13 protein-coding genes and 1 pseudogene are annotated in these 13,370 nt (G+C 62.1%); 6 read left to right on the forward strand and 8 right to left on the reverse strand.

All coding sequences use genetic code 11. The features are described 5' to 3' along the window. Positions 1-32: 32 nt before the first annotated feature. On the reverse strand, positions 33-971 hold the full coding sequence (locus KZJ38_RS26375) for a hypothetical protein (RefSeq protein ID WP_246642021.1): 939 nt from the start codon (positions 969-971) through the stop codon (positions 33-35). A gap of 353 nt (positions 972-1,324) precedes the next feature. Between KZJ38_RS26375 and KZJ38_RS26380 the strand changes: the two genes are divergently transcribed. Next, positions 1,325-1,690 carry a DUF2917 domain-containing protein gene (locus KZJ38_RS26380; RefSeq protein ID WP_219802819.1) on the forward strand — a complete coding sequence of 122 codons (366 nt, stop codon included), beginning with the start codon at positions 1,325-1,327 and terminating at the stop codon, positions 1,688-1,690. Positions 1,691-1,830: 140 nt separating this feature from the next. Here the strand turns inward: KZJ38_RS26380 and KZJ38_RS26385 are convergent, their stop codons facing one another. After that, a complete protein-coding gene (locus KZJ38_RS26385) occupies positions 1,831-2,367 on the reverse strand; it encodes a GNAT family N-acetyltransferase (protein ID WP_219802821.1) in 537 nt (178 codons plus the stop codon). 456 nt (positions 2,368-2,823) lie between these two features. On the opposite strand from KZJ38_RS26385, the gene KZJ38_RS26390 reads away from it, so the two are divergent. Both KZJ38_RS26390 and KZJ38_RS26395 read left to right on the forward strand, forming a co-directional pair. Next, complete coding sequence (locus KZJ38_RS26390) at positions 2,824-3,513, forward strand: HD domain-containing protein (protein ID WP_219802822.1); 690 nt, start codon at positions 2,824-2,826, stop codon at positions 3,511-3,513. A gap of 84 nt (positions 3,514-3,597) precedes the next feature. Continuing rightward, positions 3,598-5,052: a catalase gene (locus KZJ38_RS26395; protein ID WP_219802824.1), complete on the forward strand. Its 1,455-nt coding sequence runs from the start codon at positions 3,598-3,600 to the stop codon at positions 5,050-5,052. A 113-nt stretch (positions 5,053-5,165) separates the two neighbouring features. Here the strand turns inward: KZJ38_RS26395 and KZJ38_RS26400 are convergent. The 4 genes and pseudogenes from KZJ38_RS26400 to KZJ38_RS26415 form a co-directional block, all read right to left on the reverse strand. After that, positions 5,166-5,261 (reverse strand): annotated as a pseudogene (locus KZJ38_RS26400) (sigma factor-like helix-turn-helix DNA-binding protein); the annotation flags it as partial. A 45-nt stretch (positions 5,262-5,306) separates the two neighbouring features. Next, positions 5,307-7,187 carry a chloride channel protein gene (locus tag KZJ38_RS26405; protein WP_219802826.1) on the reverse strand — a complete coding sequence of 627 codons (1,881 nt, stop codon included), beginning with the start codon at positions 7,185-7,187 and terminating at the stop codon, positions 5,307-5,309. A 7-nt stretch (positions 7,188-7,194) separates the two neighbouring features. Beyond that, a complete protein-coding gene (locus KZJ38_RS26410) occupies positions 7,195-7,608 on the reverse strand; it encodes a MarR family winged helix-turn-helix transcriptional regulator (protein ID WP_219802827.1) in 414 nt (137 codons plus the stop codon). 61 nt (positions 7,609-7,669) lie between these two features. Continuing rightward, complete coding sequence (locus tag KZJ38_RS26415) at positions 7,670-8,809, reverse strand: HPP family protein (RefSeq protein WP_219803645.1); 1,140 nt, start codon at positions 8,807-8,809, stop codon at positions 7,670-7,672. Positions 8,810-9,191: 382 nt separating this feature from the next. Here KZJ38_RS26415 and KZJ38_RS26420 point away from each other — a divergent pair, with 382 nt between their 5' ends. Continuing rightward, positions 9,192-9,509, forward strand: a complete 318-nt coding sequence (locus KZJ38_RS26420; RefSeq protein WP_219802829.1) for a DUF1840 domain-containing protein — start codon at positions 9,192-9,194, stop codon at positions 9,507-9,509. A 49-nt stretch (positions 9,510-9,558) separates the two neighbouring features. Here KZJ38_RS26420 and KZJ38_RS26425 read toward each other — a convergent pair whose 3' ends face one another. After that, positions 9,559-10,467 (reverse strand): LysR family transcriptional regulator, encoded by a 909-nt coding sequence (locus KZJ38_RS26425; RefSeq protein WP_219802831.1) that lies wholly within the window; start codon positions 10,465-10,467, stop codon positions 9,559-9,561. A gap of 56 nt (positions 10,468-10,523) precedes the next feature. Beyond that, complete coding sequence (locus KZJ38_RS26430) at positions 10,524-11,975, reverse strand: cytochrome P450 (protein WP_219802833.1); 1,452 nt, start codon at positions 11,973-11,975, stop codon at positions 10,524-10,526. A gap of 383 nt (positions 11,976-12,358) precedes the next feature. On the opposite strand from KZJ38_RS26430, the gene phaP reads away from it, so the two are divergent. Both phaP and KZJ38_RS26440 read left to right on the forward strand, forming a co-directional pair. Further along, entirely contained in the window at positions 12,359-12,778 is a 420-nt protein-coding gene (gene phaP, locus KZJ38_RS26435) for a phasin family protein (RefSeq protein ID WP_219802835.1), read from the forward strand. A gap of 111 nt (positions 12,779-12,889) precedes the next feature. Beyond that, positions 12,890-13,312 carry a MarR family winged helix-turn-helix transcriptional regulator gene (locus KZJ38_RS26440; RefSeq protein WP_219802836.1) on the forward strand — a complete coding sequence of 141 codons (423 nt, stop codon included), beginning with the start codon at positions 12,890-12,892 and terminating at the stop codon, positions 13,310-13,312. Positions 13,313-13,370: the final 58 nt, after the last annotated feature.

The raw sequence follows: 13,370 nt of genomic DNA on the forward strand, positions 1-13,370 counted from the left end.
GGCGACACCGGTGTGTCGCTAGCGTAGCGTCGTCATTGCGCGGTTTGCTGCCGCTGATACTCGTCGTGTTTCATCTCGAGGTAATCGACCTTTTCGACCTCGTGCAACTGGCGCGGATACTGTTCGGTCGCATCGAACCAGTGGTTCAGCCGATCGTCGAGGCGCTGGTTGGCCGGCTTCGACAGCGAAGCCAGGTATGCATCGATCGCAAGGTAGTAACGCATCGTGTTGCGCTCGACGAGACCGCGCACGCCGCCAATATAGTCGCTACTGTCCGCCGATTTCGAAAAACCCACCTTGTCGCTGCCGATCGTGGCCAGATAGGTTTTCATCGCCAGGCGACCCGCGGTGCCGTAACCGTACGAATAGGTCAGGTGAATGAACGTATGCGTGCTGTCGATCGCAACCGCTTCGAGCACGATGTGATAGTCCTTCGTGCTCATCGGACCTTTGTCCGCGCTTAGATCGACCCTGAAGTAATTGGGGCGTGTGACGTCCGGGTGATAGTCGAACGTCACGCGGAATGTCGACGACAGTTTCTCTTCCACCTTCTTGCCGAGATTCACGTTGAGTGTGCTGCCGTTGGCGCCTGTCGTCGCATGGCAATACTTGATGTTCAGATGCAGGATCAGCACGTCGCACCAGTTCGCGGGCCCCTTCTCCGGATTGTTTAGCGCGCCGTTGACGGTGGCGAACGGATAGTCGAGCACGGCGTAGATGTCGCCTTTCAGCGAATCGTGCGCTTCAGTCGAATCGAGATACAGCGGGCGATGAAACGGGTTGCTGGCAAGCTGCGCCGACAGGCTCTGATATTTATCGCGCAGCGCGGCCTCGTTGTCCGCGCCGAACGCCGGCGCGAGCGGCGCAAAACACGCAAGCAAAAGCGCGAATAGCGCAGTAAGCGCTCGCAGTGTGCAACGCGTGCGCGAGAATGAAACGCGCGCGATGGTCCATTGGGCAAATGAGTCCATTTGCTCGAGCCTCCCTTATATTGTTTGTGATGTTGCGCTGCGTGCGCCGCACCTGTCTGCCTGTGTGCCGCGTGTGTGCCTTTTGCGCGATGCACCAGAAGCAAGCATACGCTACTCGCTTGTGTCATGAACGACACCGGCAATCGCCTGCTAACAACAGGCATAACGATGGTGTAAACGCCGCCGCTCTCTTCTGGTGCATGCAACCGCAATTGATCAGGACTAGGAATATTCGCGTCGCGCCAGGTGTTCTGTTGTTACCGCGTTGCACACTGCGTTCCTGATGAACGGCATACGTCGAACGCGGGCGTGCCGGCGCTGATCGCGTCCGGGCGAGCGAGAAAGGAGGCAGGATGCAACACTTGGCGCAACACATTCATGCGAATGTGCGACTTCCGAAAATCACCTATCACTTCGCAGTGAAACCGGGCGAGGTGTTCTACTGGGACTGCACGCCGGGCGCCGAAATCCGTACGCTGAGCGAACGCGTGTGGCTGACCCGCGCGGACTGCGATTACGACTACTGGCTCGAACCCGGCGGCGTGCTTCGGTTGCCGAAACACGAACGCATCAGCATGAGCACCGACGCCAACTGCGCCGCGGAGATTTCGGTGACCTGCGACTATTTTGGGTCGCAGCATGCCATGCGCGGCTGGTTCGATCGGGTCGTGTCCGTCTTTCGCGGCAGCCGGCAGGGTCCATCGCTACGCCATATGTGATCAGGATGTCGCCGCATTGCCAACAATGCAGCTAACAGCGCGTCTAGCAACGCAGCTAACAACGCGGCGACAGTATGGTGGCAGCATTGCACGAAATCGCGAGTTTCTGCCATTTGCGGCGAACAGAAACTGCGCCAACGTCAAAGATGTTTATAGAAATACGTCGTCGAGCAGAATTCGCCGTCCGGCATAAGCGCGTACTTCGGCACGTCGCCGACGCGCTGCCAGCCCGCCTGTTCGTATAGCCGCGATGCGGGCGAACCGGTGACGGTATCGAGCACGAGCACGGTCTTGCCTTCTTCGCGCGCGATCGTGTCGACCGCGGCCATCAGACGTCGCGCAATGCCTTGCCTGCGCACGGCGCGGGAGACGAGCATCTTGGCGACGTCGGCGCGATGCGGCTGATTGTCGGGCTGCGCGAGAATCATCTGGACGGTGCCGACGATGCGTCCGGCATCGTCTTCGGCGACGAGCAGCGCGCGCTCGCCACGCGTCACGCCTGCCACGACATCGCGCCAGAACTCGAGCGCGCGCTCGCGCGGCAGCGGCAGCATAAAGCTGACCGATGCGCCCCCTTCCACGCAATCGACGAGCACGTCGGCCAGCGCTTCCATGCAGCGTGCGGCTTCGTTTGCGCCGACGCGGCGCACCGTGATCTGTTCGCTTTTATCGCTCATGTTGTTGTCCGTTGATGTTGTTGTTCACCGATAGCGGGCGGTGTCAGTGTATCGCCTTCGCACGTGGTCGCTGCAACGGTTTAACCGTGCATTTAAGATACGCCTTGTGCAAATTGACAGAGGACGGCGGCAGCGTCAGACCATCATGCCGTACCCGGTGGACTTACCCTGGTTTTGTCACGCGGACGTAGCAACGCATTGATAGCGTCTATCGTTTCGATACCGCCGGAGGTTGCATATGCAACGATTGCGGCGACTCGCGCGCCGGCCGTCCGATGGCGGCCCCGAGACGCCCGATGGCAGAACTAGCAGTGCGAATGGCATGGATCGATGCATCGATTCGATTGAGTGAAGGCCGTATGCGAACGACACTTACTGCGTAGTCCAGACAAGGTGTGCCGCCCGCTTCAGATGGCGATCGGCAAGCCAGTGACCTTCCACTTTTGGAGCAACGCAATGAGCAAGATCATCGCCGGCATCAAGATCCCCGACAGCAAACTGGCGCGGGAAGCCACCGAACTGGTTCGCGACACCGAATCGGACCTGCTGTTCCACCACTCGACGCGCGTGTTTCTCTTCGGTGCGCTGGCCGGCGAGCGCATGAAGCTCAAGTACGACCCGGAGTTGCTTTATATCGGCGGCATGTTCCACGATATGGGTCTCACGCAGCGTTACAGCACTTCGCAGAACCGTTTTGAAGTGGACAGTGCGAATGCGGCAGCCGAATTCCTGCGCAAGCACGGCATCGCCGAGACGGATGTCGAACTCGTCTGGGATGCGATCTCGCTGCACACGACGCCCGGCATTCCGCCGTTCAAGAAACCGGTCGTGCAACTGGTGACGGCCGGCGTCGAAATGGACGTGCTCGGTCTTGCCTATGACCAGTTCACCGAAGAACAGCGCCGCCAGGTGGTGGCCGCGCATCCGCGCGCGGTGAACTTCAAGGAGCAGATTATCGATGCCTTCAACGAAGGCATGAAGCATCGCCCCGATTCGACATTCGGCACGGTCAACGACGACGTGCTTGCATTGAAGGACCCGAAATTCAAACGCTTGAACTTTTGCAGCATCATCCTCGGCAACGCGTGGGTTGATGATGCACACGGCTGTGCGCATTGCAACGATCCGTCGCATAAGCACGGCTGAGAGAGGCGCCGGCGGCGATCACGCCGGCGCCCGATTTGCCTGTTGCACCAATCGGCTTTGATCGACAATTTCAAAGGAAACCCCATGAGCAACAAACTCACCACGGCATTCGGCGCTCCTGTCGTCGACAATCAGAATACGCAGACCGCGGGCCCGCGCGGCCCGGCATTGCTGCAGGACGTCTGGCTGATCGAGAAGCTCGCGCACTTTGCGCGTGAAGTGATTCCTGAGCGGCGCATGCATGCGAAGGGGGCGGGTGCTCATGGCACGTTCACGGTCACGCACGACATCACGAAGTACACGCGCGCAAAAATCTTTTCGCAGGTCGGCAAGAAGACGCCGATGTTCGCGCGCTTTTCGACGGTGGCCGGCGAACGCGGCGCGGCCGATGCCGAGCGCGATATCCGTGGCTTCGCGCTGAAGTTCTATACGGAAGAGGGCAACTGGGACATGGTGGGCAACAATACCCCTGTGTTCTTCTTTCGCGATCCGCTGAAGTTCCCCGACCTCAATCACGCGATCAAGCGCGACCCGCGCACGGGCCTGCGCAGCGCGCAAAACCAGTGGGACTTCTGGACGCAACTGCCGGAAGCGTTCCACCAGGTGACGATCGTCATGAGCGATCGCGGCATTCCGAAGAGCTTCCGTCATATGCACGGCTTCGGCAGCCACACGTACAGCTTTATCAATGCGCAGAATGAGCGCTTCTGGGTGAAGTTCCACTTCCGCACGCAGCAGGGCATCCAGAACCTGACCGATGAAGAAGCAGCGGCAGTCTGCGCGACCGATCGCGAAAGCAACCAGCGCGACCTGTACGAAAGCATCGAGCGCAAGGATTTCCCGCGCTGGACGCTCTATGTGCAGATCATGCCGGAGAAGGACGCGGGCTCGTATCGCTACCATCCGTTCGATCTGACGAAGGTTTGGTCGAAGAAGGACTATCCGCTGATCGAAGTCGGCGTGATGGAACTGAACCGCAATCCCGACAACTTCTTCGCGGAAACCGAGCAGTCCGGTTTCGCGCCGTCGAACGTCGTGCCCGGCATCAGCTTCTCGCCGGACAAGATGCTGCAAGGGCGTCTCTTCTCGTACGCTGATGCGCAGCGTTACCGCCTCGGCTCGAACTACTTCCAGATTCCGGTCAACGCGCCGCAGAGCCCCGTGCACAGCTATCACCGCGACGGCAAGATGCGCGTGGACGGCAACATGGGCGGTGCTGCCTCGTATGAGCCGAACACGGTCAGCGAATGGCAGGAACAGCCGGACTTCCGCGAACCGCCGCTGTCGATCGAAGGCGCGGCGGATCATTGGAATCACCGCGTCGACGACGATTACTTCTCGCAGCCCGGCAATCTGTTCCGATTGATGTCCGCGGCGCAGCAGCAGGTGCTGTTCGACAACACGGCACGTGCGCTGCAAGGCACGACGAAAGCGGTGCAGGATCTGCACGTCGAGCATTGCACGAAGGCTGATCCGGCTTACGGCGCGGGCGTGACGAAGGCGCTGGCGGCAATCGCCGCAAGCAGCAAGGCCCGCTAGGTCGCTGCGCTTAACTTATCCAGTAGGGGTTGAGCCCGCTATCGCGATTGCGCGTTGGCGGGTTTTTTTTGCTTATTGAAGGGTGTTCGTGCTGACATTTATCGTTCGCTCATGCGCACCGTGGTCTCCGGAATGCCGAGGCATTGCGCGGTTTCCTTGACGCTCATCTCCTCAACGCTGCGCGACACGAACGCGAGGCGAACCGCGTTCCGGGCCGCGTTGCACGGCCCGCAGGCGAAGGAGGAAAGCCGCGATCAGCTATGCGGGGTCGTTTCTTTTGGCGGCGCGGCGAGCGGCTGTTTGCTGGCGCTCGGCCATAAGCCGATGTAGCGGAATTGCTCGCGTTTGTGCTCTTCTTCGAAGTGGCCGAGCGACGGTTTGATCAGATCGCTGCGCGACACGATGCCGATCAGGCGCATCGACTTGCGATCGGCCACCACCGGCAGCCGCTCGAGGCCGTGCACGGCAAGCCGCGTCGCGACCAGGCGGCAGGTTTCGTGCGGCAGGGCGATGGCCGGCGCGTCCTGCATCAGGTCGCCGACGCGCATGTCGAGCGCATCGGGCAGCATGTCGGAGGCTGCCGAGCCGCTCGTTTCGGCAGTCACGGCGGCGGCTGCCGCCATGCTTTTGTCCGCCGTTTCGCGAATGCGTTCGAGCGTCGCGCGGTCGAGTATGCCGAGCACCGCCTCGTTGCGGATGACCGGATAGGCGCGCCGCTTCTGGTTCGTGCCGAAGTACGTGGCAAGCGCGTCGCGCACGGTGACGTTCGCATCGATCGCTTCGACGGTGCGCGACATCACTTCATCGATGTAATGACGCTCGAGCGGATCGACGCCATATTCGCGGTAGATGTGGTACCCGCGTCGCGCGATCTTTTCCGTCATGATCGAGCGCTTCATGACGATCGTGGCGAAGCCGTGCGCGACCAGCGTGGCCGCCAGCAACGGTAGCAGCGCATTGGCATCGTGCGTGAGGCCGAAGGCGAAAACGATGGCCGTGAGCGGCGCGCCGAGCGTTGCACCGAGCGTGGCCGCCATGCAGACGAGCGGCCAGAGTGCCGGTTCGCCGCCGGGCAGCACATGTCCGAGCACGGTGCCGAGGCCTGCGCCGAGCATCAACAGTGGAGCGAGCACGCCGCCCGACGTGCCGGAGCCGAGCGCGACGACCCAGATCACCGCTTTTACGACGAGCAGTGCGATGGCGATTTGCAACGCAATATGTTGATGCAGCAGGTCGCCGATCACGTCGTAACCGACGCCGAGCGCGCGCGGTTCGACAAAGCCGCCGATACCGACCACGAGTCCGCCCAATGCCGGCCACCACATCCAGTGCAGCGGCAGACGCCCGAACAGGTCCTCGACCTTGTAGAGCGCGGACGAAAGGCCCGACGCAAGCGCTCCCGAAAGCACCCCCGCGATCGCGCAGGATACGAGCGACATCGCGCTCGGCTCCGCGGTTTGCAGCGGAAAAAGCGGCGCCGTGCCGAAAAACACGGCGCGGCCGAAGCCGGCCACCGCGCACGCAAGCGCGACCGGCAGGAAACTGCGCGGGCGCCATTCGAACAGCAGCAGTTCGACGGCGAGCAGCACTGCCGCGACCGGTGTGCCGAACACCGCGGTCATGCCGGCGGCCGCACCCGCGACGAGCAGCGTCTTGCGCTCGGCCGAGGTAACCTTGAAACATTGCGCGAGCAGCGACCCCAGCGCGCCGCCCGTCATGATGATCGGGCCTTCCGCGCCGAACGGGCCGCCGCTGCCGATCACGATGCCCGACGACAGCGGCTTCAGAATCGCGACTTTCGGCGACATGCGACTCTTGCCGAACAAAATGGCCTCGATGGCCTCGGGAATGCCGTGACCGCGAATTTTCTCCGAGCCGTAACGCGCCATAAACCCGACGATGAGCCCGCCCGCGATCGGAATCAGCACGACCCACGGGCCGAGCGTGTTCAGTGCCGGCGAACGGTCGGCGAACGAAAAGCTGCCGAAGAAGAACAGATTCGTGAACAGATGGATCAGGCTCAGCAGCACGAATGCAGCGAGCGTGGCGAGCAAGCCGATCACGACGGCAAGCGCGGAGATGCCGGGTAGACGGGCGTTGCTGGAAAAATCGCGCTTGTGGTCGTCGTGATTCATGGTGGTTTTACAGATCGATTTGCGGAATCGTAAAGGCGCCTTTGAGCGATCTCAGTTCGGCGCGATGCAGTTCGGCGAGGCGCGACAGCACGCGCTCGCCGGCTTTCAAAAGATGGACTTCCACTTGCCGGCGATCGGCTTCGCTGACACGCCGCTCGACCAGCCCCAGTGCTTCGCAACGCGACACCAGCGCAACGACGCCGTGATGCTGCGCCTGTAACCGCTCGGCGAGCTCGCCGATGGTGGCCCATTCGCGGTCCGGGTAGCCTTTGATATGCAGCAGCAACAGATATTGCAGCGGCGTGATGCCTTCGCCTTGTGCGGCCTGCTCGGAAAATCGTTCGAAACGCCGCATCTGATAGCGGAATTCCGATAGCTGCTCGAAGTCGGCTTTAGCCAACTCGCGTGCGAGGGTTTTCATACGAAAGTTCGCCGGAAGAGAGACTAGGGGAAACCTCTAATATATCACAAGGTGATATAAATTACGCTGCCCGGTAGGCTGGCGCGCGTGTGCGCCGGTAAAGGCCGGCGATCAGATCGGCCTGGGTGATGATGCCGGCCAGGCGGCGATGCGCATCGAGCACCGGGATGTGGTGGTGGCCATGCGTGGCGAAGATCGGCACCAGTTCGACGATGGGCGTGTCGACGGTAACCGTATGCACGTGGTTGGTCATCAGCGACTGGACCGTCGAGCGGCGCGCGGGCCGCGAGAGCCCGAGGCTAGGGCGCGGTGTGAACCAGCGCCGCGACCATTTTTCGATCCAGCCGGGCCGTGCTTCGGACGCACTGCTCGCGAGATTCGCGCGCGTGACGATGCCGATCACGCGCCGGTCGTCGGTAATCACCGGCAAGGCTTTGATGCCGTGCTGGTTCAACAGATAGGACGCGGTGCCCGCGGTCGCGCCGGGCGCGACGGTGATAACCGGATTCGACATGATGTCGCGGCAGGTTAGCTCGCCGAAATTACGTGCGTACGCTTGCATTTCCGTCTCGCGCAGCAGCGTTTCGAGATCGTCCGGGTTCACGTCGAGCAGTTCGCTGCGACGGCGCAGCACGGCTTCGAGATCGGCGCGCAGCGACGGCTGATGCGCGGCCGGATCGGCCGTCGCGTCGCGCGGGACCAGCGCGACGTGCGGATAGCGGTGCCCGGTGATCGCGTGGTAGACCAGCGCGGACCCCAGCAGGAATAGCGATTGCACGAACACAGGTTCGATGATGAAGCGGAAACCAAGCGCGTGGATCGCGGGGCCGCCGAGTACGGCTGTTAACGCGACCGCACCCGATGGCGGGTGAATGCAGCGGAACGCGAACATCGCGGCGATCGCACCGGCTGCCGCCAGCGCGGCCGCGATGAACGGATCGGGAACGAGCATGCCGCAGATCACGCCGACCGTTGCCGATACGAGATTGCCGCCGATCAGCGACCAGGGCTGCGCGAGCGGACTGGCCGGTACTGCGAACAGCAGAACGGCCGAGGCGCCCATTGGCGCGATCAGCATCGGAAACGCGGCGCTTGAGCCGAACGACACCTGCATCAGCGTCGCGGTGAGCGCGAGACCGATAAACGCTCCCGCGGACGAGCGAATCCGCTCCGGCCACTTGAGGAGGATGGGGCCGGGCATAAAGCTGGCCAGCCAGCGGATCACGTTGGTTCGGGACACGATGAGCGGGTACGGGGCAATGAATGGCGAGGGCGCCGGTGTCTCCCTCTTCTATTTATCCACACCGACGACGGCAAAAGACGTTCGCGGCACAGCCGGGATATCTCGACCAGCGATCGTAATTATATTTGAACGTGATATAAATGATCAATTCCCCTCAACATTCCGGGTGATTGAAAAAGGTACCTGTCAAGGCTGTGAAAGCGCGGAGTAAGTCTGCCCGACTCGCTGAAACGCCTCACACCATGACATAAAATGGATGCGAGACATACCGGATTCGAGTCCGGAAAACCCGGGCAGAAAAGCCTTCGCAGGCAAACACGTGCTCAGGGAAGGAGGCATTGTGATGATCACTTTTCAATCCCGCGCCACGCCCGATGTGGTGATGCTCCGGGATCTCGCCCACTATCTTCTGGGTCTTGTCGGAAAACGGCTCGACGCACGCGGCGTCATCCTGCACGACGAATTGCCGGGCGCGATCAGCCGCCTCGAAGCCGCCATTACCGATGACGACAAGGCGGAGGCCGCGCTCGAAGCGCTGCATTATGCGCGCGATCGCCATGAGGACGCGGGCGGCGGGCTCGCGCAGCGGGCCTGGCCGTTTCTCGACATGATGCGCGAAGCGTATCGGCAGGACGCCGATATTATCTGGGGGCTGTAGCGCGAGGCGCACGCGCCGGCGGCTTGAGACGTCAAAACTTCAAGCGGCGTCAGGCGATCCGGTTCAACGCCGGGTCCGTGCGCAGACGCTCGATCGCGAGATCGAGAAACGCGCGCACTTTCTGCGTTGCGTGCCGGCCTTCGCGATGCACGACATGAATCGGCAGCGGCGGCGGCTCGAATTCCTCGAGCAGCACTTGCAGCGTGCCGGCGCGCAGCTGGTTGGCGATCTGATACGAGAGCGGCCGCACGATGCCGAATCCCCTCACGGCGGCCGCGATGGCCGCGTCGTTGGATGTGCTCGTCATGCGCGGCTGCACGCGCAGCGCGTGAATGCGGCGCTCGACGGTGAAGCGCCACTCCGACGAATTCGACGCGGAGCTCGTTGATATGATGGTGTGCGCGTTGAGATCGTCGGGTGTGCGCGGTATGCCGCAGCGCTCGAGATACGCCGGCGACGCGCAGACCACGCGCCGCACGGTGCCGACGCGAATCGCCTGCAGCGACGAGTTCGGCAGTTCGCCGATACGCACCGCGACGTCGATGCCTTCATCGACGAGATTGACGACGCGATCGAGAAACCAGCAGTTCATATCCACTTCGGGATAACGCGTCAGATATTCGACGACAATCGGCGTCACATACAACGCGCCGAACAGCACGGGCGCGGTGATCGTCATCACGCCGCGCGGCGCTTCATGCTCGCCGCTCGCCGATTGCTCGGCCTCATCGATTTCGCCGAGAATGCGCCGGCAGTTTTCGAAGTAGGTCGCGCCGGTTTCGGTCAGGCGGACGATGCGCGTCGTGCGTGTGAGCAGCCGCACGCCGAGATGTTCTTCGAGTTCCGTGACGATGCGGCTGACCACCGATGGCGACACGTCGAGCTTGCGCGCGGCCGCCGAAAACCCGCCGGTTTCGGCGACCGTGACGAAGGTGGTCATTGCCTGCAGTCGATCCATGCCTGATTACGCGCTGTTGTTGGCTGTTGTTGTTGCCCGCTGTGATTGTCGCTGTTTTATGCCGCTTGCGGACGGATAGTCAGATTGATCGGCATCTTGCTCGGCTTCATGATGAAGTCGTTGATTTCCTCGATCTCCGACGCGTCGACGGCGAGCTTCGCTTCGAAGTTTGCGGCGAGCATCGACAGCGCCGCACGCATTTCGACGCCGGCCAGATGGCGCCCCGGGCATACACGCGGACCCGCGCCGAATTGCAGATAGGCGCGCTGTTCGTGTGCGCCGCGCGCGGGGTCGCGCGCATGCAGCCAGCGGTCCGGATCGAAGCGCTCCGGATTCACGAAGTTTGCCGGGTTATGCATAGCCGGGCGATTGAGGAAAAACATGAACGTGCCGGCGGGCACGAGCACATCGCCCATCGTCACGTCTTCGAGCGGCTCGAACGAACTGAGCGCGGCGACCGGCTTGAAGCGGCCGGTTTCGGTGCAGACCGCTTCGAACACGTCGAGCTCCTTGAGCCTGGCGTAGTCGGTGCAGACGGGCTCGGTGCCGAGCACCGCGCGCGCGTCTTTGGCGAGGCGCGCCTGCAAAGGCGCGTCGGTCGCGATGAACATCGTCGACCAGGCCAGCGAGTTCGCGGTCGTATCTTCGCCGGCGAGCAGCATGGTCAGCACGTTCGCGGAAACCTGATCGTCGGTGATGCCGGAATCGGGCGTATCGCGCATTGCGAGCATAGCTTCGAGCAGATTGCGCGGCATGTCCGACGGTTCGTCGTGCATGCGTTCGCGCGCGCGTTCCATCATCCGTCGTACATAGCGGTGAATCTCGATCAGCGCGCGGTCGAGGCGCCTGTCGCGCGGCAGTTTGATGTAATGCCAGTACGGGAACGGCGCGCTCGTGCGCGACATCAGCGCCGGCATGACCAGCTTCAGATGCTCCTGAATCACGTTCGTGTCGCGTTCGAGCGTGCGCGGATCTTCGCCGAATGCGAGCGCGCTCGTCACGTCGACCGAATAGCGCTTCATTTCCTCGACCATATCGACGGTGCGCTGCTCCTGCGCCGCGCGCATCCAGCGCGTGTAGAGCCGGCCAGTGATCTCGGCGAGCGTCGGGTAGACGGCGCGGATATGCGGAATGGACAGCGCCTGCATCACGAGCCGGCGCTGCGGCTCCCATGCCACGCCTTCCGCGGAAAAAAGGCCGTTCGCGCCGAATTCCGCGAGCACCGTTTCAACCGGCTTGAACCGGCGATAGCGGTGCGGGCGTTCGCGCGAGATGCCTTGCACGTGATCGGTGTCGCCGAGCACGACGATCTGCTGCCCGGGCATGCGGAACATATAGGGCGTGCCCAGTTCGCGGCCCCAGCGTTCGAGGTTCAGGTGAAACGTTCGTAGCGAAACCTGGTGCATATTGCCGATGATCGGCAAGCCTTTCGGTGACGGCAGGTCGGTCAGCTGCCGCAGCCGCGTGCCGTCGGTTCGGTTCGTATTGCCGCTTGCAGTGGTGCTCATGGGGGTCTCCGGAATGGTCTCCGCTAAGGCGTGGCGCTCGCACGGGCGAGCCGCGTGGCGTGCGACGCAAGCCGTTTTACGGCTCGCTTGCAGTACGCGTGCATTGCTCCGACTAATGCCTGGGCGCCATTGTATGCGGTTCGCAAGATTTTGCGCATGCACGCGAAGCGGCTTGCCGCAGGACGAACGTCACACCCTCAAGCATGCATCGTGTGCACGTATCGAGGCAAACGTGGCGGTGGCGCTGGCATATCGGGAACAGAACGTGCATGATCGCTGCACGCGCGGATAGTCGTGCCAATGCATGAGTGCACTGGTGCTGGTATTGGCGGCGATCCGGCCGTACCAACCATTTCGACGCATCGTTCCCCGGAGACTCGAGCATGGAACCCAAAGACGCAGCCAATCCGTTTGCCGAATTCAACAAGATGCTGGAGCAGTTCAAGTTGCCCGGCTTCGATGTTCCGGCTGTGATGGAAGCGCGGCGCAAGGATATCGAAGCGCTGATTGCCGCGAACCAGATGGCGCTGCAAGGCATGCAGTCGCTTGCGCAGCAGCAGGCGGAAATGCTGCGCTCGACGCTCACCGAACTGCAGACGCTCGCGGCGAAGCAGGCGGCCGCCGGCGGCATGCCGTCCGCGCAGACGGCCGAGCTCGTTCAGCAGACGCTGCACAAAGCGCTGGCCGACATGCAGCAGCTCGCGCAGGCCGCGTACCGCTCGCAAGCCGATTCGTATGCGGTAATCGCGAAGCGGGTCGAAGAAAACGTGCAGGAACTCAAAACGCTGCTGCAAAAGCAGTAACCGGACGAACGGCGCCGCCGATCTCATCGCCTTTGAGGCGAGTCCGGCGCCCTCGATATTTGCTGTGTTCGAGGGTTGACAGTGTGCGTACGCACATATATTCTACCAAGCATGAACAAGCCCTTGTCCCATGACGAATGCAACTGCTTTGCACTGCGCCAGGCCGCGCGCTTTGTGACGCAGATCTACGAACGCCATCTGAGCCGGGTCGGCCTGACGGCGGCGCAGTACACGATCATGGCGAAGCTTTCGCGCAAGCCGCAACTCACTATGGTGGATCTGGCCGATTCGATGGTCATGGAGCGCACCACGCTGGTTCGCGCACTGAAGCCGCTGCAGCGCGACGGGCTGATCGTCAGCGAGGCGTCGGAGCATGACGGCCGCACTTATCTGTTCAGCTTGTCCGACGCGGGCAAGCACCTGTTCGAGCAGGCAGCCACCGCATGGCGCGAAGCGCAGGACGAGTTCGAAGCGAAGTTCGGCAAGACACGCGCCAAAGCGTTGCGCAGCGAACTTTTCAGCATGACTGCGTGATTTCCTGTTTTTGTTTGAAGAAAGTCGCGATCAGCTTGACCTTATTAACTTGACAGTG

The organism is Paraburkholderia edwinii (assembly GCF_019428685.1).
Classification (GTDB): domain Bacteria; phylum Pseudomonadota; class Gammaproteobacteria; order Burkholderiales; family Burkholderiaceae; genus Paraburkholderia; species Paraburkholderia edwinii.